Here is a 19781-nt window from a genome sequence, read left to right on the forward strand (position 1 = left end):
CGGAAGGTTCTCATGCGTATCGACTCCTCCAACGAGGAGCTGGTGGCGATGTTCGAGTGGGCGTGCGACAGGGCGCTGCGCTGGGCGCACCCCGCAGGGTCGCGCGGCCCTCTCGACGTCGACGAGCGGCAGCCGTCCGGCACGGGCGAGGGCGTCTACCTGCCCTCGTACTGGGCGGGGTACGCGCACCGCAGCGGCTTCTACCTGCGCGACTTCGTCCACCAGCTCCCCGGCGCCCACCTGCTCGGCCTCGACGAGGCCAACCTGGCGATGCTGCGCTGCTTCGCCGCCTCCGCCACCGAGGAACACGGTCACCGCCCCGTGTGGGCGTTCAACTTCGACGGCTCCTACCTGGCGATCGACTACCGCGGTCCCGGCGCGTTCGTCAGGGAGGCGCCCGCGGTGTACGAGCTGGTGGAGGCCGGCGCCGTCGCCTACCGGTGGACCGGCGACCGCGCCTACGTCGACGACCCCGTGCTGTGGGACTACTACCGGCGGGCCGTCGAGCTGCCCCCGACCGCCATGGGGGCGGGCATCTTCGACGGCACCGCCACCTACAACGAGCAGGACGGCGAGCCTCTGGCGGTGGCCGGTGACGGCGTCGCCGCGCGGTACGCCGCCTTCCTGGCGATGGCCGAGCTGTCCAGGGCTCGCGGCCTGGACGGCGACGACTACGAGCGGCGAGCTCTCGACCTGCGCCGCCACTACGCGTCCGAGTGGAAGGGCGTGCGCGGCTTCACCCGGGACGGCACGCCCGTCACGGGCTGGGGCATGGAGAGCAGCTGGTTCCCCGCGCTGAAGCGGCTCACCGCCGACGACGACCTGCTGGACCACATCGACGCCCAGACCGGCGGTCCCGGCAGGCCGCACAACGTGGAGGCGTGGACGTACCTGCCCGACACGTTCTTCCGGCACGGCAGACCGGAGGCGGCCTGGCGGTGGATGAGGGAGATCTACGCCTCCCGCGAAGGCGAGCACGTGGCGGGCGGGCGCAACGGCGACTATCCGGAGGTGTCGTTCACGCTGGTCAGCCAGGTGGTCGAGGGCCTGCTGGGGGTGCGGCCGCACGGCGGCGCGATCGCCACGGAGCCCTCACTGCCCGCCGGCGTCGACTGGCTGGCCGTCTCAGGCATCCCGGTCGGCGGCGGCAGCGTGGCGGTCCGCCACGAGGGCGATACGACCACGCTCACCAACCTGTCGGAGCACCTCACCTACACCTGGACGGCCTGCGGGCTCACCCGGCGCGTGCCGCCCGGCGCCACGCTCACGGCGCGTCGGACAGGAACCGCCTGAGCCTGGGGCTGAAGGCGGTGAGCCCAGGGGCGTAGCCCGGTTGCCAGGGGCCGGGCGCACCGAGCCCGGCCCCGGTTCGCCGTCGCGGAACGCGTGACCTGGTCATGCGGGGGTGACCCGCTGGGGGCCTCGGTAGGGCAGGGTCTGGTTGTAGACGATGCTGGTGGTGGTGCTGCCGAACTGCGCCAGCTCGTCCACGAGCCGCTCCAGATGTCTCATGGTGGTGGCGGCGATCTTGAGCGTGTAGCAGTCCTCGCCGGTGACGCGCAGGCACTCCAGGATCTCTGAGCGCTCTTCGAGCAGCCGGTGCAGCGGCTCGTGACGGCTGCCGGGGTACTTCAGCCGCACCACCGCCAGGACGGCGAAGCCCGCCTTCGTCAGGTCCACCTCGGCCCGGTAACCGGTGATGACGCCTTCGGCCTCCAGCCGTCTGACCCGCTCCGTCGCGGCCGAGGAGCTGAGGTTGACCCGCCGGCCCAGTTCGGTGAGCGGAAGGCGGCCGTCGCGCTGGAGCTCGGCCAGGATCGACCAGTCGGTGCTATCGAGACTCTCGGCCATCGCGCCAGATTACCGGCAGATTCCCGGCAAGAGCCGCCTTGTGCCGGTATGTCGCACTTCCGGCGTCCCGGACGTCGGCAATAGCCTGGTCAGGTGCTTCTGGGAGTGAACGTACCTAACTTCGGGCCAGGGACCGACCCCGCCGTCCTGCGCCGATGGGCGCAGAACGTGGAGGGGCTCGGCTACGACCTGCTGCTGCTGTCCGACCATCTCGTGGTGACGCCCGACGTGGCCGAGCAGTACCCCGCGCCCTTCTACGAGCCCTTCACCACGCTGTCCTGGCTGGCCGGTGTGGTGCCCAGGATCCGGCTCGGCACCACCGTGCTGATCATGCCGTACCGTCATCCGCTGCTGGTCGCCCGCATGGCGGCCAACCTCAACCAGCTCAGTGGCGGGCGGCTGGTCCTGGGCGTCGGCATCGGGTGGGCGCGGCAGGAGTTCGAGGCGCTCGGCGTCGACTTCCACCGGCGCGGCGCGCTGACCGACGAGTACGTGCGGACCCTCCGTACGGCATGGGCCGACGAGGAGGACTACGGCCCCGGCCGGATCCCGATCTGGATCGGCGGCAACAGCGACCAGGGCATGCGCAGGGCGATACGCCTCGCTGAGCCATGGCACCCCCTGCGCAACACCCTCGGCTGGCTGCGCGAGGCGGCGCCGCGGCTGCGGGACCTCGCCGACGAGCAGGGACGGCCCAGCCCCGGCATGGTCCCGCGCATCGCTTTGAGGCTCACCGAGAAGCCGGTCACCGGAGCGGACAGGCTCGCCGGAGAGGGCACGATCGACCAGATCCTCGGCGACCTCGACGAACTGAGCCGCCTCGGCGCCGACACCGTCGTGCTCGACCCCTTCAACGGCGACCCCCGTGAGACCTGCCACCCCGAGACGGCCTGGCAGGCCCTCGCCGCGCTCGCCGCCCACCGACCCCGATCCACGGAGCAGCCATGACGAACGCCGACGAACTCTTCCTGCGCAGGGCCATCGAGCTCGCGGCCGAGGCGCGCGAGGGCGGCAACCCGCCGTTCGGCTCGCTCCTGGTCGGAGCGGACGGCGAGGTGCTCGTCGAGGAGCGCAACAGCAGCCTCTCCGACGCCGACATCACCGCGCATCCGGAGCTGAAACTGGCTCGATGGGCAGGCCGCGAGCTGGATGCCGAGAGCGCCGCGCGCACCACGATGTACACCAGCTGCCAGCCCTGCGGCATGTGCGCGGGCGCCATCGAGCGGTCGGGGCTGGGCAGGGTGGTCTTCGCCCTGTCGACCGAGCAACTCGGCACCCTCAAGCCGCCCGCCGCCGTCGCGGGCGCGCGGCTCGAGGGGCCCGCCCTGTTCGAGGAGGCCCGCCTGCCGGTCGAGGGCTACTACGTCTGAGCCCGCCGCCCTCCACGAGATCGCCTCGCGGAGGGCGTTGTCTCACCCGCGGGCCATGAATGGGTCCGCTCCGTGGAAATCGTCGGCGAGTCAGGATGCGCGCCGAGGACGGGCGGGTAGGAAGCGCCCGTGATTGTTTCAGGGCCCGACGTTCCAGTCATGACGGACATGCTGCTGTCGATCAACGGCGACGAGTACCCGGTGGTCGTGGACACCCGCGAGACGTTGCTGGACACGCTCAGGGAACGCCTCGATCTGACCGGCGCGAAGAAAGGCTGCGACCACGGTCAGTGCGGCGCGTGCACGGTGCTGGTGGACGGCAGGCGCGTCAAGTCGTGCCTGACGCTCACGGTGACCCTGGACGATCGGGAGATCACCACGGTCGAGGGGCTGGCCGACGGGGACACGCCGCACCCGCTCCAGGCCGCTTTCATCGCGCACGACGCCTTCCAGTGCGGCTACTGCACGCCCGGGCAGCTGTGCTCGGCGGTCGGCATGCTGGCCGAGGCCGCCGCGGGCTGGCCGAGCGTGGTCACGGAGGACGTGCGCGCCGAGCCCGTCCTCGACGAGGAGGAGATCCGCGAGCGGATGAGCGGGAACCTGTGCCGCTGCGGCGCCTACGTCAACATCGTCGCCGCGATAGGGGAGGTGGCACGGTGAAACCCTTCGACTACCAGCGGGCGGCCGACGCGCGGTCGGCGGTCGCCGCGCTGAGCAGGCAGCCCGAGGCCGTGTACCTCGGCGGTGGCACGAACCTGGTGGATCTGATGCGGCTGGGCGTGGCCACGCCCGCCGTGCTGGTGGACGTCACCCGAGCCACGTCCGACGCCATCGAGGAGAGCTCGGGCGGCGGCCTGATGATCGGCGCGGCGGCGCGCAACAGCGACCTCGCCGCCCATCCCGTGGTGCGCCGCCGCTACCCGATGCTCGCGCAGGCGGTGCTGGCGGGCGCCTCCGGCCAGATCCGCAACATGGCCACCGTCGGCGGCAACCTCCTGCAGCGCACCCGCTGCTCCTACTTCCAGGACATCGCCAAGCCGTGCAACAAGCACCGGCCTGGCTCGGGCTGCCCCGCCCGCGAGGGCGACCACCGCAACCTGGCGATCATCGGGCACTCCAGCAGCTGCGTGGCCACCCATCCTTCGGACATGGCCGTCGCCCTGGCCGCGCTCGGGGCCAGTGTGCACGTCGAGGGCGTCGAAGGGACGCGTACCGTGCCGATGCCAGGGCTTCACCGGCTGCCGGGCGACGAGCCCGAGCGCGACACCGTGCTGGAACAAGGTGACCTGATCACCGCGGTCGAGCTGCCCGCGTTGCCGTACGCCGCCCGCTCGCGCTACCGGAAGGTGCGCGACCGGGCGTCGTTCGCGTTCGCCGTGGTGTCGGTCGCGGTGGCGCTCGACCTGGCCGACGGGGTCGTCCGCGACTGCCGCATCGCGCTGGGCGGGGTCGCCCACGTGCCGTGGCGGGCCACGCTGGCCGAGTCGGCGCTGCGCGGCGCGCCCGCCACCGCCGAGGAGTTCACCAGAGCGGCCGACCTCGAGCTGGCCGGCGCCCGCCCGCTGCCGGACAACGCCTTCAAGGTGCCGCTCGCCCGCAACGTCCTCGTCCGCGTCCTCAGCGAGCTGGCGTCATGACCACCACGACCAGGCCGTACGTCGGCACGGCGCTCGACAGGGTCGAGGGCATGGAGAAGGTGACGGGCCGCGCCCGCTACGCCTACGAGTACTCTCCCGACGAGCTGGCCTACGCGGTGCCCGTGCAGGCGTCCATAGCCCGCGGCGAGGTGCGCTCGATAGACGTCCAGGCGGCGCTCACCATCCCCGGTGTGATCGCGATCATCTGGCACCGCAACGCGCCCAGGCTGGCGCCCGCCGACAACGCCGAGCTGTCCGTGCTGCAGTCCGCGCGGGTCGCCTACCGGGGTCAGTACATCGCCGTCGCGGTGGCCGAGACCCTGGAGGCGGCGGGGGAGGCGGCCAGGTCGCTGTCGGTCGACTACGCGGACGAACCGCACGACACCGAGCTGCGCGCCGACCATCCGGGGCTGTACCGGCCGGAGAAGGTCAACGCCGGCTACCCCACCGACAGCGAGCACGGCGATCCCGACGCGGCCATGGAGGCGGCGCCGATCCGGGTCGACGCGACCTACAGCACGCCCGCCGAGCACAACAACCCGATGGAACCGCACGCCACCGTCGCCAGGTGGGACGCCGACGGGCTGACCTTGTACGACTCCACCCAGGGGGCGTCGGCGGTACGCGCCACGCTGGCGGCGCTGTTCACCATGCCGCCGGCGAACGTCAGGGTCATCGCCTCCCACGTGGGAGGCGGGTTCGGGTCCAAGGGGCTGCCCCTTGCCCCCGTGGTGCTCGCGGCGCTGGCCGCCAAGCACGTCACCCGCCCGGTCAAGCTCGCCGTACCCCGCCAGCAGATGTTCGCGGTGACCGGCTACCGCACCCCGACGATCCAGCGCGTACGGCTCGGCGCCGACGCGGACGGCCGGCTGACCGCGATCGTGCACGAGGCGATCGAGCAGTGCTCCACCATCCGCGAGTTCGTCGAGCAGACCACCACGCCCACCAGGATCATGTACGCCGCGCCCAACCGGAGGACCACCCACAGGGTGGTCAAGCTCGACGTCCCCACCCCGAGCTGGATGCGGGCGCCGGGAGAGGCCCCCGGCATGTTCGCGCTGGAGTCGGCCATGGACGAGCTGGCGATCGCCTGCGGGATCGACCCCGTCGAGCTGCGCGTCCGCAACGAGCCCGACGCCGATCCGGAGAGCGGCGAGCCGTTCAGCTCCAGGAACCTGGTGGCCTGCCTGCGCGAGGGGGCGCGGAGGTTCGGCTGGGCGGACCGCGATCCCACGCCGGGCGCCAGGCTCGTGGGGCGGACCCTGATCGGGACCGGGGTGGCCGCCTCCACCTACCCGGCCTATCGCAGCCCCTCCCAGGCGAGCGCCCGGTTGGAGCCCGACGGCCGCTACACCGTCAGGATCGCCGCCACGGACATCGGCACGGGCGCCCGCACGGTGCTCACCCAGATCGCCGCCGACGCCCTGCGCACCTCACCCGACAGGGTCACGGTGGAGATCGGCGACAGCGCGCTGCCCCCCGCCACTCTCGCGGGCGGGTCGATGGGCACCGCCTCCTGGGGCACGGCCGTCGTACGGGCCTGTGAGGCGCTGCGGGAACAGGTCTCCAGGAGCGGCGATCTGCCCTCGGCCGGTCTGGAGGCCGCCGCCGACACCAAGGAGGAGGTCGGCGCGCAGGAGCGCTTCTCCCGGCACGCGTTCGGCGCCCAGTTCGCCGAGGTCGGTGTCGACGTCGACACGGGGGAGGCCAGGGTCCTGCGGCTGCTCGGCGTGTTCGCCGCGGGAAGGATCGTCAACCCGAAGACCGCGCGCTCACAGTTCATCGGCGGCATGACGATGGGCCTGTCGACGGCGTTGTTCGAGGAGAGCCTCATGGACAGGGAGTTCGGCGACTATCTCAACCGCGACCTCGCCCAGTACCACGTGGCGGCGTGCGCGGACGTGCGCGACATCGAGGCGGTCTGGGTCGAGGAGGACGATCCGCACCTCAACCCGATGGGCACCAAGGGCATCGGCGAGATCGGCATCGTCGGCACCGCGGCGGCCATCGCCAACGCGGTGCATCACGCCACCGGCATCCGCATCCGCGACCTGCCCATCCGTCTCGACAAGCTGCTGCGCTGAGCGCCCTCCTCCCCAGGGACTGGGCGGAGGGGGCGTCAGCGTCCATCGGTGATCGCGTGCTCAGGCGCGGAGGGGCGCGCCCACCGCGTGCAGGTGCCTGAGCATCTGCCGGTACGACTCGATCAGTCCCGTCTCGTAGTAGGGCACGTCGATCTCGGCGCAGTGCTCCCGGACGATGGACTGGGCGTGGCGCAGGTGCGGCGTCGGCATGTTCGGGAACAGGTGGTGCTCGATCTGGTAGTTGAGCCCGCCCATGGCGGCGTCGACGAACCAGCCGCCGCGCACCCCGCGCGTGGTCAGGACCTGCTTGCGCAGGAAGTCCAGCTTCTCGCCCGGCTTCAGCGTGGGCATGCCCTTGTGTCCAGGCGCGAACACCGAGCCCATGTACAGGCCCCAGAGGCCCTGGTGGACGGCGAAGAAGACCAGCGCCTTGCCGGGCGACAGCACCAGGAACAGCGCGGCGAGGTAGCCGGCGACGTGGACGCTCAGCAGCGTCCCCTCCACCAGGCGGTGCTTCGTCCTCGGGTCGCGCAGCGACCGGAAGCCCGAGAGGTGCAGGTTGAGGCCTTCGAGCAGGAGCAGCGGGTAGAACAGCGCCGCCTGCCGCCGGCCGATGAATCTCGGCAGGCCCCTGCTCGCCCTGGCCTGGTCGGTCGACCAGATCAGGACGTCGGGGGCGACGTCGGGATCGAGCTCCTCGTGGTTGGGGTTGGCGTGGTGGCGGGTGTGCTTGTCCATCCACCACCCGTAGCCCATGCCCACGAGCAGGTTGCCGGCGAACCATCCTGCGACCCTGCTCGGCCGCTCGGTGCGGAAGATCTGACGGTGCGCGATGTCGTGCCCCATGAGCGCCACCTGGGCGAACACGACCGCGAAGAACGCCGCGACCAGCAGCTGCCACCAGGAGTCGCCCAGCGCGAGGAAGGCGGCGAGCCCACCGGCGTACAGGCCGCCGACCACGGCCGTTCTGGCCACGTAGTAACCGGGCCTGCGCCGCATCAGTCCAGCTGCCGTGACGCGCTGGAGGAGCCTGGCGTAGTCGCTGCCGGTGGCCGGCCGCACGGTCTGGTCAATCGTCATGGAAGGAGTCTGTTGGAGCCGCCCTCCACCGGAAATCCAGCTGGCACCCACGACGGCTGGGGGGTGGACCCTACTGCGCGGACGGCGGACGGCACGCTAGGGTCGCCGCACCCGCAGGGCCGCCACGTCTCATCGGGTCGCGCGGGAGGCCGCCGCCACAGGGGTCAGCCAGTGGCGGTAGCGCTCGTCCCTGCCGTGGACGGCGGCCTCGTAGGCGGCTGTGAGCTTGGCGGTCACCGGCCCCGCCGCGCCGAGTTCGCGGTTGTCGACCGACTGCACGGGCACGATGCCCGCCGCCGTCCCGCACACGAACATCTCGTCGGCGGTGTACAGATCGGTACGCAGCAGATCGCGTCGCCGCACCGGCACCCCGAGGTCGGCGGCCAGCTGCTCCACCGTGTCCTGCGTGATGCCCTCCAGCGCGCCCGCGCTGGAGGGCGGGGTGGACAGCGTCCCGTCGCTGACCACGAAGACGTTGGCGCCCGTGCACTCACTGACGTAGCCCGCCGCGTTGAGCAGCACCGCCTCGTCGTAGCCCGCGTCGAGAGCCTCGGCCTTGGCGATCACCGAGTTGAGGTACGGACCGGTGGCCTTGGCGGCGGTCGGCACGACGGCAGGGTCGTTCCGCCGCCATGAGCTGGTCATCAGCCGCAGCCCCTCCTCGCCCAGCAGCGCACCCCACTCCCAGGCGGCGACGGTGACCACGGTCGGGCAGGTGCGGGCGGCGATGCCGAGCTCGCCGTAGCCGCGGTGCACCAGGTGCCGGATGTAGCAGGAGGTCAGGCCGTTGGCCGCGACGGTCTCCAGAGTGGCGGCGCGCAGCTGGGCAGGCGAGTAGGGGATCGCCAATCCGATGATCTTGGCGCTTCTGAAGAGCCGCTCGAGATGCTCGTCGAGGCGGAAGACCGCGGAGCCCTCGGGCGTGCCGTACGCCCTGGTGCCTTCGAGCACGGCGGTGCCGTAGTGCAGCGCGTGCGAGAGCACGTGCACCCGCGCCTCGCTCCACGGCACGTGCTCGCCGTCCATCCAGATGGTCTCCGCCTGCATCGATGCCTCCAAGTGGCTTTGTGTCCATGAATAGTGGAGCCACTTTAGCGATAAGTGGCTCCACGCGGCGTGCCATAGTAAGGGTTATAGTTGCGTTTAATCGGTTACGGACTGAGGGGGAGGCGTGCGGATTTCCGTCAGCGACTACACGGTGGGGGCAGCGGTGGCCGGCGACCTGGTCAACACCTCGCCCACCGTGCGCTCCACCATGGGCGAGGCCCTGCCCGACCCGGAAGCGCTCGCGGGCTTCCTGGCCGACCGCGGTCTCCGGCTCGACGCGCTCGCGGAGCGGCCGCCGACCGGCGACGACCTCCGCCAGGTGCATCTGTTTCGCAGGGAGGTCCGGGGCGTCCTGGAGACCGCCACGGAGGAGCACGCCGTCGCGGGAGGGACCGTGCTGGCCATGCGCGCGGGTCTCAGCCCTGTCCTGCAGCGTGAGCCCGACGGCCGGTGGCAGTGGTACGTCCCGACCGCGCGGGGCGCGTCGCTCGCCGACGAGCTGGCGGCGCTCGTCGGCATCGGACTGCTCGGCGTCGTCAGGGCGCTCGGTCACGAGCGCTTCCGCCCCTGCGACGCTCCCGGGTGCCGCGGCGTGTTCGTCGACACCAGCAGGCCCGGCCGCCGCCGCTACTGCGGCGACCTGTGCGGCAACCGCCTCAACGTCGCCAACCACCGCGCCAGGCGGCGGCTGGGGAGCGTGGCGCCATGAGCGGGCCTTCGCTCGTGGGCGCCATCCGGCTGCCGGACGGCCTCTGGGTTCGCGGTCGTGGCCTGCGCCGTCCGCTGCCCGAGGGTCCCGCGCCCGACTTCGGCCTCTACCTCGGATCCGAGCGGCTCCGCCGTCGCCACGAAGGGGATCTGCGCTGGCCGCGCGAGTGGATCGAGTGGCCGGACTTCCTGCTGCCGCGCGGCCATGACGTGGCGGTCCTGCGTATCCGCGCGCTGCACGAGCGGGCCAGGGCGGGCGCGGCGGTCGAGGTCGCCTGCGGTGGCGGTGTCGGAAGGACGGGCACCGTCATCGCCTGCCTGGCCGTCCTTTCAGGGGTCGATCCGGCCGACGCCGTCGCCTGGACCCGCGAGCACCATCACCACCGGGCCGTCGAGACGCCATGGCAACGTCGCTGGATCGCGAGGTTCGCGGCCGAGCGCTGAGCCGCGCTGCGAGCGCCGCGGCGCTGGCCAAGAGCGCGGCGGCGTGGACGGCTGCTGCGGGATAATGACCAGGTGGCAAGCCAAGATCTGGATCGACTGGCCGTCCTCGTCCGCGACCGGCTCAGGCAACGCCGGGGCAGGCAGAGCCCCAGCCGCAGGCTCGCGGGAGCGCTGACCGATCTGGCCGAGACCGGCGCGCTGACCCCGGGCGCCAGACTGCCGTCGGAGCGCGAGCTCGCCCAGGCCGTCGGGCTCAGCCGCGGCACGGTCGCCGCCGCCCTCAACCAGCTGTGCGAGGAGGGCCGCTGCGAGCGCCGTCACGGCAGCGGCACCTACCTGCTCGACATGCCCTCCGTCTCCGGCATCCTCCATGCCGGTCCTGTCATGGCCGATCTGTCCACCTCCGTCGTGCCCGACCCTTCGCACCTGGTCCTCCCGACGCTGGACCCTGCCGACCTCATGCGCACCTCCAGCGGCCACGGCTACGACGCCAAGGGCGATCCCCGGCTGCGGGCGCTGCTGGGCGGCGACGTCCTGATCACCGGCGGCGCCCAGCAGGGCATCGACCTGGCCGCCAGGGTCCTGCTGCGCCCCGGCGACAGGGTCCTGGTCGAGGACCCGACCTACGTGGGCGCGCTCACGGCGTTCAGGCGGGCGGGAGCGCTCGCCGTACCGGTCGACCTGGCCGACCCCGACGCGGTGACCGCCGCGATCGCCCGCCACCGGCCCGCGTTCGTCTACGTCGTCAGCGTGAACAACCCCACAGGCGCCGTGGCGGAGCTGTCACACGTCGCCGAACTGGCCAGGGCCGCCGAGGTGGCGATCGTCGAGGACAGGACCCTCGCCGACCTGGTCTTCGACGGCACCGCCCCGGTGCCTCTGGCGGGCGGGCATCCGTACGGCACGGTCACGGTCGGGTCGCTGTCGAAGGTGCTGTGGGGCGGACTGCGGCTGGGCTGGCTCGCGGCGGCCGAGCCGCTGCTCGCCCGGCTGGCCGAGGTCAAGGAGGGCAGCGACCTGGCCACCAGCGCCGTCTCCCAGCGACTGGCCGTCGAACTGCTCGAAAGCAACCCCGTCGCCGCCTGGCGCGCGGAGCTGGCCCGCCGCCGCGACCACTTCACCGCGGCCCTGGCTGACCGCCTCCCGGAGTGGAGCTGGAAGCAGCCTGCCGGAGGACTATCCCTGTGGGCCCACCTCCCCGGCGCCGACACCGACCGCTTCGCGACACTCACCCGCAGGTACGGCGTGGCCGTCGCCCCCGGCTCCCTCTTCTCCCCGGACGGCCGCCACCGCGACCGCCTGCGTCTCAGCTTCGCCCTTCCCCCCGAACTGCTCGACCAGGCCGTCACCGGCCTGGCGGGCGCGTGGGCCGAGCGCGACTGACCACCCCACACCCGCAGCTTGCGTACACGCTACCTATCTGCGTACAGTGTTCGCATAGTGAGGACGCCGTACGCGATGTGGGAAGGGCTGGGAGACATCATGACGAAGCTGAACGGGGACACCGCGGGCAACCGGAAGGCCGCAGGGGACTGGAGATCACTGGACGCCCAGGAGCGCGGCTTCTCCGGCGAGCGCTGGCAGGCCAGGCTCGACGAGTTGCGCGCCGCCCACCACGTGCCGGGGGCGACGCTGGCCGTGCTGGTCGACGGCGAGATCCACGAGCTGGCCAGCGGGATGCTGAGCACCGAGACCGGGGTGGAGGCGACGACCGACTCGGTGTTCCTGTCCGGGTCGATCGCCAAGGTCTACACCGCCACGCTCATCATGCGGCTGGCCGACTCAGGCAAGCTCGATCTCGACGCGCCGGTCGTGAGCGTGCTGCCCGAGTTCGCCACCCCCGACGCCGGGGCCACCGCCTCGATCACGGTGCGGCAGCTGCTCAGCCACACCGGTGGGGTGACCAACGACTTCACCTTCGACTCGGGCCGCGGCGACGACTGCCTGGCCGCCTACGTCGAGGCCGCCAAGGGGGTGGCGCTCGACTGCCCGCCTGGCACGGCGGTCTCCTACGGCAGCCTCGGCTACGTCGTGCTGGGGCGCATCGTCGAGGTGCTGACCGGTGCCACCTGGGACCAGGCGCTGAAGGACCTGCTGTTCACGCCGCTCGGCCTCGAGCGCTCGATGACGTTGCCCGAGGAGGCGCTGCGCCACCGGGTGGCGATGAGCCACCTGGGCGAGCCCGGCCGGCGCCCCGGCCCCGCCCCCGCCTGGGACCTGATGCCGCGCTCGGCGGGGCCGTACGGCAGGGTCATCGTCTCGGCGGGCGACGTCGCCCGCTTCGCCCGGATGCACCTGGACGGCGGGCTGGCCCCCGACGGCACCCGCCTCATGTCGGCCGAAGCCGTCGCGGCCATGCAGCGGCGCGAGGTCGAGGTCCCCGACAAGTGGACCGTCAGCGCCGACGCCTGGGGACTGGGCTGGACGCTCTACGACTGGAACGGCATCGCCGGCTACGGCCACGACGGCGCGGCCATCGGCCAGTACGGCTACCTGAGGGTCGTCCCGCACGCGGGCGTGGCCGTCGTCCTGCTGACCAACGGCGGCGGCGCCCGCCAGCTGTACGCCGACCTGTTCAGAGAGCTGCTGGAGGAGTTGGCGGGGGTGCGCATGCCGGAGGCCTTCGGGCCCGCGGCCGAGCCGCCCGTGGTGGACATGTCCCAGCTGGTAGGCACCTACAGGCGCGAGGGCGTCATCATCACCGTCACCCAGGGGGAGGACGGCGGCGCCCGCATGCTGTACGAATTCGTCGACGGGATGAAGGACCTCTCGCCGCCGCTGGACATGGAGCTGACCCCGGTGTCGGAGACGGTGTTCGCCGCCTCGGGCGCCGGCCCCTCCTTCAGCGAGGACTACATGCCCGTGGTCTTCTCCACCCTGACCGACGGCTCCCAGGTCTGCTACGTCGGCATGCGGGCCACGCCCAAGGTCGGCTGAGCATCCGAACCTCTACCAGAAGCGTAACTTGTAGGTTACGCTTTCGGGTGTGGACGAGGTGGCAGGCGCGATCGCCGATCCCGTACGACGGGCCATCCTGACGATGCTGCGCGACTCGCGGCTCTCCGCAGGGGAGATCGCCGACCGCTTCCAGATCAGCAGGCCCGCCGTGAGCCGCCACCTGCGCGTCCTCAGGGAGAGCGGGCTGGTGCGCGACGAGCTCGTCGGCAGAAGGCGGTTTTACGTGCTCGCCCCCGAGCGGTTCGCCGAACTCGTCGAATGGCTCACCCCCTTCCTTCAGCCCTCCGGCCTGGAACACCGTCTCGACGCGCTGGAGACAGAGGTCTACCGCACCCGCCGCGAACGCCGCACGCGCGGACCGGCGGCCCGAGCACAGGAGAACACCGCATGAGTCCCAGACCCACAGGCCGCCTCTCCCGCACCGGCGAGGGAAGCGATCTGGTCCTCACCCGCACCTTCCGCGCCCCCGCCGAGGACGTGTGGGCCAGCCTCACCGAGCCCGAACGCACCGCCCGCTGGTTCGGGCCGTGGGAGGGCGACGCGGGGCCCGGCCGGACGATCAAGGTGCAGATGGTGTTCGAGGAGCAGGCTCCGTGGATGGACCTGCTCGTCGAGGAGTGCGACCCGCCACGGCGGCTGGCCGTGTCGACGACCGAGGAGTGGGGGACGTGGCGGGTCGAGCTGCTGCTGTCCGAGACCGACGGTTCGACGGAGCTGCGCTTCGTGCACCATCTCGACAGCGAGGACGGCCTCGGCGAGGTGGGGCCAGGGTGGGAGTACTACCTCGACCTGCTCGTGGCCGCCCGCGACGGCTCGCCCACGCCGGACTTCGACGACTACTACCCGGCGATGAAGCCCTACTTCGTCGATCTGGCCGCCGGGACGGCTTAGGGCTCGCGACGAAGGTCGGTCCACGGCTCCACGGGTGCCCGGTCCCGGCCGGGAGCCGAGGTGACCCCGCCCGCGAACGGGTGGACGGCCCGGCCGAACGCCGGGGCGTCGCTCCGCCGGGTCCGCTGGTCCGCCGGGCGCGGTCAGGCGCTCGATCGCGCCCGCGACGTGGTCGGCGTGTGGTCGCAGGCGCGGCAGGAGGTCGTCCCAGCGCGCGTCCTCGGCTCCGAGGTAGACGGCTCGCGCGCGGGCGAGCACGGGCCGATGCTCGGCGGGCAGCCGGGCGAGCGCCCAGTCCGCCGCCGCGTCCTTCGACCTGATGACCCCGGTCGCGACGGTCGTCCAGATGCGGGCGAGTGTGAGAAGGACGTTGCGCGTGTCCGACTCGAGCTCCTCCAGGAGCACGGGCATCCCCGCGACGATCCCGCGGACGAGGTCCTCGGGCGGGACGCGGTCGAGCCCTCTCACCGGAGATCTCGAGCAGCTGGCCGACGAGCGCCCGGCGCTCGCCCGGCGTCGGGGGCCTTCGCACCACGACGAGCACGTCGACATCGCTCCTCGGCCGCAGACCGCCGAGCACGGCCGACCCGTGCAGGTAGGCCCCGACGACATCCGCGCCGAACACCTCCCGAACCAGGCGCGCGATGTCCTCGGCCTGCGTCACCGGCCCCCACCCCGCGCCACCCCACCGCAGCTTGATCACGAATGCGCCTCAGCGCGTACCAGGCGCGATCCCGACTCATCTCTCCGAGTAGGAGACCCCCGACCGGCTGACGGGTCACCCGCGCAGCGACTGCCAGATCCGCTCCGGCAGCACCCGTGCGGACTCGGCCAGGTCGATCTCCGGAGCGCCTGCCAGCCATCGTCTGGTCACCTCGGCGACCGGCCCGATCAGGAGCATCTCCACCTGCGCCATCGGCAGGCTCGCGACCGTGCCCTCGTCCATGTGCGGCCGGATCCAGGCGGTCAGCCGCTCCATGCGCGGCGCCTTGTCCGCCGCGATCCGCTCGGCGTGCGGGCCGAGGTCGATGGCGTACGGCGCCGCGTGGATGAAGCGGGCCTTGTCCGTGTGGTCGGCGGTGAAACCGAGATAGGCGACCACCGCCCGCCGTACACCGTCACGCGCGCTCGGGGCGTCCTCGACGGCGGCGAGAAGGGCGTCGAGGAGGTCGCCCATGCACCGGCTGTAGAGCGTCGCCGCCAGTCCCTCGAGGCTGCCGAAGTGGTGGTACAGGCTGCCCATGCTGACGCCGCTGCGTGTGGTCATGGCCCGCAGGGTGAAATCGCCGGGGTGGACCTCGAGGGCGGTGTCGAGCAGCCGCCTCATGGTCTCCTCGCTGCGTTTGTGCCTGGTCACCTGGCCGACGTTAGCGCCTCGGCCTCCTTCCATACGCGCCCGGCCAACTCGCCGTCCAGCGCGGGTCCCTGCAGGGGGACCTCCTCGGTCAGGTGGAAGTACCTGCCCGTGCCCGTCTCGTCGTGGACCAGCCCCACGATGGGGCCCGCGCCCTCCTCGGGCGCGGCCCACTTGCGCTTGACTAGCTTGAGCAGCCACCCGACGGGCCCGCTGCGATCGCCGAGGCCGGTGCGGATCACGCCGGGGTGCACGGCGTCGATCGTGATGCCCGAGGCCCGCCATCGCTCGGCGAACAGCGGCACGGTCAGCAGGTTGCACAGCTTGGTATCCGCATATGTCCGCATCTGGTGGAAGTTTGCGCCCACGGCGGTCCTGCCCACCTCGGCCCTGCCCTTGACGTAGAGCCCGGCGCTGACCTGCACGACGCGGCCGAGCCTGTCCTCGAGCAGATGGTTGAGCAGGAACGGAGCCAGATGGTTGACGGCGAAGGACTCCTCCAGACCGTCCTCGGTCAGGGTGCGGCGGCCTGGCCACAGCCCCGCGTTGTGCACCAGCACGTCCACGCGAGGGCATCTGTCGCGCAGCTCGCCGGCCAGCCGCCTGACGGCCGCGATCGTGCTGAGGTCGCCGGTCACGAGCTCCACGTCGCCCCTGATGCCCGCCGCCGCCCGGGCACCACCCTCGGGATCCCTCGCGACCAGCAGCACCTTGAACCCCTCGCCGGCCAGCCGCTCGCACACCGCGTACCCGATGCCCCTGTTGCCGCCGGTCACTACCGCTGTGGATGCCATAGTAGAGCATGTTTCTAGAGAATTGATCTAATAACAAGCCCAGGCGCCTGGCCGGCTCGCGCTCAAGTCCTGTCCGATCGGTCAGACTGACCGATCGGACAGCTATTGTGGGGGTATGGCACGTCCTCCCTCCGCGCTACGTGGCCACATCCTTGACTCCGCCCTGCAGCTGTTCGCCACGCAGGGCTACAAGGGCGCGTCGCTGCACGACATCGCCCAGGTGGCGGGCTGCTCGAAGGCGTCCTTGCTGTACCACTTCGTCAGCAAGGAGGCGATCCTCGCCGAACTACTGACCCCCGCGGGCGAAGGGCTGGCCGCGCTCGACGCCCGGCTGTCGGGTCTGGAAGGCGAGGAGGCGGCCGAAGCGGCCGTCACCGGCTTCGTCGATCTGGCCATGCGCTTCCGGCGCGAGGTCAAAGTGCTGTTCCAGGACATCCCCGTGCTGGCCGGCCACCCGGCGCTGGGCGCCGTGCCCGCCATCGTGGCTCGCCTGATGGCCGCGATGGTGGAGGGTTCGACCGAACCGAAGGCCCTGGTCACCGCGTACATGGTCGTCGGCGCCGTCGCCGTCACCTGCGCGGCGGACGTGCCGGTGGAGGACGACGACCTGCGTGCCGAGCTGATCCAAGGCGCTCTGCGCACGCTCGGCCGCCAACCCCGCTGAACTTCTAAGAAAGACGTCCACTTTCATGGCTTCTGTGCTTTACCGGCTCGGCCGGTTCTCCTTCCGCCGCCGGGGGCGCGTGCTCGCCGTCTGGCTGCTCGCGCTCGCCCTGCTGGGTGCGGCGGCGGCCGTCTTCATGGGCCCCACCAGCGACAACTTCACGATGCCCGGCACGGAGTCCCAGCGGGCGCTCGACTCCCTGCGCGAGAAGTTCCCGCAGGCGGGTGGTGCGACGGGCACCATCGTCGTGGCCGCGCCCGAGGGCGGGAAGCTCGACAAGGCCGCGGTCGCGGCCGTCGTGGGGGAGGCGGGCCGGGTTCCGGGCGTGATCGCCGCCATCGACCCCTTCATAGCAGGCTCGGTCACGCCGGACGGCCGCTACGCGCTGGTCCAGGTCCAGTTCGCCACCGCCGCCGACGAGGTCACCGCCGCCCAGCGCACGGCGTACGAGCAGGTCGGCGCCTCCGCGCGGGGCCTTCGGGTGGAGCACGGCGGTGAGGTCATGAGGGCCGAGGTGGAGATCGGCTCCACCGAGGCGCTCGGCGTCCTGGTCGCCGCCGTGGTGCTCGTCGTCACCTTCGGCTCCCTGGTCGCCGCAGGCATGACGCTGCTCAACGCGCTGATCGGCGTCGCGGCTGGAATGGCGGGGCTGTTCGCCCTCAGCGGCGTGCTGGAGCTGACCGGCACCGCGCCCATCCTCGCGTTGATGCTCGGACTGGCCGTCGGCATCGACTACTCGCTGTTCATCACCTCCCGCTACCGCCAGTACCTCACGGAAGGCATGGCGCAGGAGGAGGCCGCGGGGCGCGCGACAGGCACCGCGGGCTCGGCCGTCGTCTTCGCCGGCGCCACCGTCGTCATCGCCCTGGCCGGCCTCTTCGTGGTCGGCGTTCCCTTCCTGACCGTGATGGGCCTGGCCGCGGCCGGCACCGTCGCGCTGGCCGTGCTGGTCGCCCTCACCCTGCTCCCCGCCATGCTGGGCTTCGCGGGCTCCCGCGTCCTGCCCCGCAGGCAGCGCGACGGGCAGGCGCACAGCCGGGGTCACGAGGGATTCGGCTTCCGCTGGGGCAGGGTCGTCACCCGTCTGCGCGTCCCGATCCTGCTGGCCGGTGTCGTGGGGCTCGGCGCGCTGACCCTGCCCGCCCAGGACATGCGCCTGGCACTGCCCGACGCGGGCACCGCCGCCCCTGGCTCGGCGGCCCGCGAGGCCTACGACCTGATCAGCGAGTGCTTCGGGCCGGGCTTCAACGGACGGCTGATCGCCGTCGTCACCGGCGACACCGCCGCGGCCACCGGCGCGGCCGCCACGCAGGCCGCGCAGCTGATCGACGCCACGGACGGGGTGCTGCACGTCTCCCGGCCGCAGCCGAACCCGCAGGGCACCACCGTGCTGATGACCGTCATCCCCGAGGCCGGTCCCGCCGACGCCGCCACCGAGCAGGCCGTCCACGCCATCAGGGAGCGCGTGGCGGGCATCGGGGGCGCCGACATCGCCCTGACCGGCGCCACCGCCATCGGCATCGACGTGTCGGCGAAACTCGCCGAGGCGATGCCCGTCTACCTGGTGCTCGTCGCCGGGCTGTCGATCCTGCTGCTCATGCTGGTCTTCCGCTCCCTGCTAGTGCCGATCAAGGCGGCGCTGGGCTTCCTGCTCACCGTCGGCGCCACGTTCGGCATCACGGTGACCATCTTCCAGCAGGGCCATCTGGCCGGCCTGTTCGGCGTCGACGTGCCGGGACCGCTGGTGAGCTTCCTGCCGATCCTGCTCATCGGCATCCTGTTCGGCCTCGCCATGGACTACGAGGTCTTTCTCGTCTCCCGCATGCGCGAGGACTTCGTCCACGGCGACAGCCCGCAGCAGGCCACCGTCAACGGCCTGGGCCACAACGCCCGCGTCGTCACCGCCGCCGCGCTGATCATGACGGCGGTCTTCGGAGGGTTCGTGTTCATGGACGACCCGATCATCAAGTCCATCGGCTTCGCGCTGGCCGTCGGCGTGCTCGTCGACGCGTTCGTCGTCCGGCTGACCCTGGTGCCGGCCGTGATGTCCTTCCTCGGCCGCGCGGCCTGGTGGCTGCCCCGCCCCGTCGACCGCATCCTGCCCGATCTCGACATCGAGGGAGAGAGCCTGACCAGGAACCTGAGCGCCGACCGGCTCGACGACGCCAGGGACCCCCTCAAGGTCTGAGCATCGGCCGTGCGCCGGTGCGACCTCGCCGGGGTGGCCGCGAAACGGAGCGGCGCGTCGAAGCGTGAGGGGACGTAAACAACCGGCACAGAGTCCGCCTGTCCGGGCGCGGCGATCCTTTGCCGCCGTCGCCGCCGCTCCAAGCTCGCCCTCGGCGAGGTACGCATTGTGTCCACACTCCGGCAAACCGCGATAACCGCCTGACGGGCGCGGGCAGTTCCCTCGGAGAGCCACACAAGGGGGAGTTGTACGTGATCACGCAGGAGCAGATCCAGACGGTCATCGGGCAGACGGTCTACGACCGCGACGGGCCAAGGTGACCGAGACCGAGCAGGTGACCGTACCGGTCACCCGCGAGGCGGTACGGCTGGAGCGGGGGCCGATCACCGACGCCAACAGGGACGCCGCGATGCGCGGGGAGGACATCTCCGAGGCCGAGTACGACGAGACCCTCTACGAGGAGCGGGTTGTCGTGGACACCGAGGCCGTCCCCGTCGAGCGGGTGCGGCTGGCCAAGGAGCAGGTGGCCGACCAGGAGACCGTCTCGGGCCAGGTGCGCAAGGAACGCGTGGAGACCGACGGCGACGTGCGTGACGAGCGCGACCGCCGACGCCGCCGCGACCGCTGACGGCGACGCCGCCGAGAGGGTGCCCCGGCCGCGGCGGCCGGGGCGCTCGACGGTCCGACTCAGGCCGGCCACGCGACGGCACG

Annotated in this window: 19 protein-coding genes and 3 pseudogenes; 15 read left to right on the forward strand and 7 right to left on the reverse strand. The window is 71.9% G+C overall.

Annotation, left to right across the window (positions count from 1 at the left end; translation table 11 throughout):
- Positions 1-12: 12 nt before the first annotated feature.
- Positions 13-1293 carry a hypothetical protein gene (locus ABFX55_RS02070; protein ID WP_346117037.1) on the forward strand — a complete coding sequence of 427 codons (1281 nt, stop codon included), beginning with the start codon at positions 13-15 and terminating at the stop codon, positions 1291-1293.
- A gap of 102 nt (positions 1294-1395) precedes the next feature.
- Here the strand turns inward: ABFX55_RS02070 and ABFX55_RS02075 are convergent, their stop codons facing one another.
- A complete protein-coding gene (locus ABFX55_RS02075) occupies positions 1396-1851 on the reverse strand; it encodes an Lrp/AsnC family transcriptional regulator (RefSeq protein ID WP_183644619.1) in 456 nt (151 codons plus the stop codon).
- Positions 1852-1956: 105 nt separating this feature from the next.
- Here ABFX55_RS02075 and ABFX55_RS02080 point away from each other — a divergent pair, with 105 nt between their 5' ends.
- From ABFX55_RS02080 to ABFX55_RS02100, 5 genes are all read left to right on the forward strand, one after another.
- Positions 1957-2799, forward strand: coding sequence for an LLM class flavin-dependent oxidoreductase (locus ABFX55_RS02080; RefSeq protein WP_346117039.1), 843 nt, complete (start codon positions 1957-1959; stop codon positions 2797-2799).
- Positions 2796-3221 carry a nucleoside deaminase gene (locus ABFX55_RS02085; RefSeq protein ID WP_346117041.1) on the forward strand — a complete coding sequence of 142 codons (426 nt, stop codon included), beginning with the start codon at positions 2796-2798 and terminating at the stop codon, positions 3219-3221. The genes ABFX55_RS02080 and ABFX55_RS02085 overlap by 4 nt, the downstream gene beginning before the upstream one ends.
- Before the next feature lie 159 nt (positions 3222-3380).
- Positions 3381-3881 (forward strand): (2Fe-2S)-binding protein, encoded by a 501-nt coding sequence (locus ABFX55_RS02090; RefSeq protein ID WP_346117043.1) that lies wholly within the window; start codon positions 3381-3383, stop codon positions 3879-3881.
- Positions 3878-4858, forward strand: a complete 981-nt coding sequence (locus ABFX55_RS02095) for an FAD binding domain-containing protein (RefSeq protein ID WP_346117045.1) — start codon at positions 3878-3880, stop codon at positions 4856-4858. Before ABFX55_RS02090 ends, ABFX55_RS02095 begins: the two co-directional genes overlap by 4 nt.
- Positions 4855-6942, forward strand: coding sequence for a xanthine dehydrogenase family protein molybdopterin-binding subunit (locus ABFX55_RS02100; protein WP_346117047.1), 2088 nt, complete (start codon positions 4855-4857; stop codon positions 6940-6942). The genes ABFX55_RS02095 and ABFX55_RS02100 overlap by 4 nt, the downstream gene beginning before the upstream one ends.
- A 60-nt stretch (positions 6943-7002) precedes the next feature.
- Here the strand turns inward: ABFX55_RS02100 and ABFX55_RS02105 are convergent, their stop codons facing one another.
- Together ABFX55_RS02105 and ABFX55_RS02110 are read right to left on the reverse strand one after the other, a co-directional pair.
- Entirely contained in the window at positions 7003-8022 is a 1020-nt protein-coding gene (locus ABFX55_RS02105; protein ID WP_346117049.1) for a fatty acid desaturase family protein, read from the reverse strand.
- 129 nt (positions 8023-8151) lie between these two features.
- Complete coding sequence (locus ABFX55_RS02110) at positions 8152-9069, reverse strand: branched-chain amino acid transaminase (RefSeq protein WP_346117051.1); 918 nt, start codon at positions 9067-9069, stop codon at positions 8152-8154.
- A gap of 124 nt (positions 9070-9193) precedes the next feature.
- Here ABFX55_RS02110 and ABFX55_RS02115 point away from each other — a divergent pair, with 124 nt between their 5' ends.
- From ABFX55_RS02115 to ABFX55_RS02140, 6 genes are all read left to right on the forward strand, one after another.
- Complete coding sequence (locus ABFX55_RS02115) at positions 9194-9778, forward strand: CGNR zinc finger domain-containing protein (protein WP_346117053.1); 585 nt, start codon at positions 9194-9196, stop codon at positions 9776-9778.
- A complete protein-coding gene (locus ABFX55_RS02120) occupies positions 9775-10221 on the forward strand; it encodes a phosphatase domain-containing protein (protein WP_346117055.1) in 447 nt (148 codons plus the stop codon). The genes ABFX55_RS02115 and ABFX55_RS02120 overlap by 4 nt, the downstream gene beginning before the upstream one ends.
- 72 nt (positions 10222-10293) lie before the next feature.
- Positions 10294-11604 (forward strand): aminotransferase-like domain-containing protein, encoded by a 1311-nt coding sequence (locus ABFX55_RS02125; RefSeq protein WP_346117057.1) that lies wholly within the window; start codon positions 10294-10296, stop codon positions 11602-11604.
- Positions 11605-11703: 99 nt separating this feature from the next.
- Positions 11704-13158 carry a serine hydrolase domain-containing protein gene (locus ABFX55_RS02130; protein WP_346117059.1) on the forward strand — a complete coding sequence of 485 codons (1455 nt, stop codon included), beginning with the start codon at positions 11704-11706 and terminating at the stop codon, positions 13156-13158.
- Positions 13159-13207: 49 nt separating this feature from the next.
- The gene (locus ABFX55_RS02135; protein ID WP_346117061.1) at positions 13208-13570 is read left to right on the forward strand and encodes a metalloregulator ArsR/SmtB family transcription factor; all 363 of its coding nucleotides are present in this window, start codon (positions 13208-13210) and stop codon (positions 13568-13570) included.
- Entirely contained in the window at positions 13567-14070 is a 504-nt protein-coding gene (locus ABFX55_RS02140; protein ID WP_346117063.1) for an SRPBCC family protein, read from the forward strand. The genes ABFX55_RS02135 and ABFX55_RS02140 overlap by 4 nt, the downstream gene beginning before the upstream one ends.
- A 221-nt stretch (positions 14071-14291) precedes the next feature.
- Here ABFX55_RS02140 and ABFX55_RS49640 read toward each other — a convergent pair.
- The 4 genes and pseudogenes from ABFX55_RS49640 to ABFX55_RS02150 all read right to left on the reverse strand — a co-directional run.
- A pseudogene (locus ABFX55_RS49640) lies at positions 14292-14481 on the reverse strand (DUF4111 domain-containing protein); the annotation flags it as partial.
- Positions 14482-14596: 115 nt separating this feature from the next.
- Positions 14597-14773: pseudogene (locus ABFX55_RS49645) on the reverse strand (nucleotidyltransferase domain-containing protein); the annotation flags it as partial.
- 75 nt (positions 14774-14848) lie between these two features.
- Complete coding sequence (locus tag ABFX55_RS02145) at positions 14849-15427, reverse strand: TetR/AcrR family transcriptional regulator (RefSeq protein WP_346117065.1); 579 nt, start codon at positions 15425-15427, stop codon at positions 14849-14851.
- The gene (locus ABFX55_RS02150; RefSeq protein WP_346117067.1) at positions 15424-16218 is read right to left on the reverse strand and encodes an SDR family NAD(P)-dependent oxidoreductase; all 795 of its coding nucleotides are present in this window, start codon (positions 16216-16218) and stop codon (positions 15424-15426) included. Before ABFX55_RS02150 ends, ABFX55_RS02145 begins: the two co-directional genes overlap by 4 nt.
- A gap of 115 nt (positions 16219-16333) precedes the next feature.
- Between ABFX55_RS02150 and ABFX55_RS02155 the strand changes: the two genes are divergently transcribed.
- From ABFX55_RS02155 to ABFX55_RS02165, 3 genes and pseudogenes are all read left to right on the forward strand, one after another.
- Positions 16334-16882, forward strand: coding sequence for a TetR/AcrR family transcriptional regulator (locus tag ABFX55_RS02155; RefSeq protein WP_346117069.1), 549 nt, complete (start codon positions 16334-16336; stop codon positions 16880-16882).
- A gap of 25 nt (positions 16883-16907) precedes the next feature.
- On the forward strand, positions 16908-19070 hold the full coding sequence (locus ABFX55_RS02160) for an MMPL family transporter (protein WP_346117071.1): 2163 nt from the start codon (positions 16908-16910) through the stop codon (positions 19068-19070).
- Between the two features lie 304 nt (positions 19071-19374).
- Positions 19375-19698, forward strand: a pseudogene (locus tag ABFX55_RS02165) (DUF2382 domain-containing protein); the annotation flags it as partial.
- Positions 19699-19781 lie beyond the last annotated feature (83 nt).

The sequence above is a fragment of the Nonomuraea roseola genome (genome assembly GCF_039535395.1).
Classification (GTDB): domain Bacteria; phylum Actinomycetota; class Actinomycetes; order Streptosporangiales; family Streptosporangiaceae; genus Nonomuraea; species Nonomuraea roseola.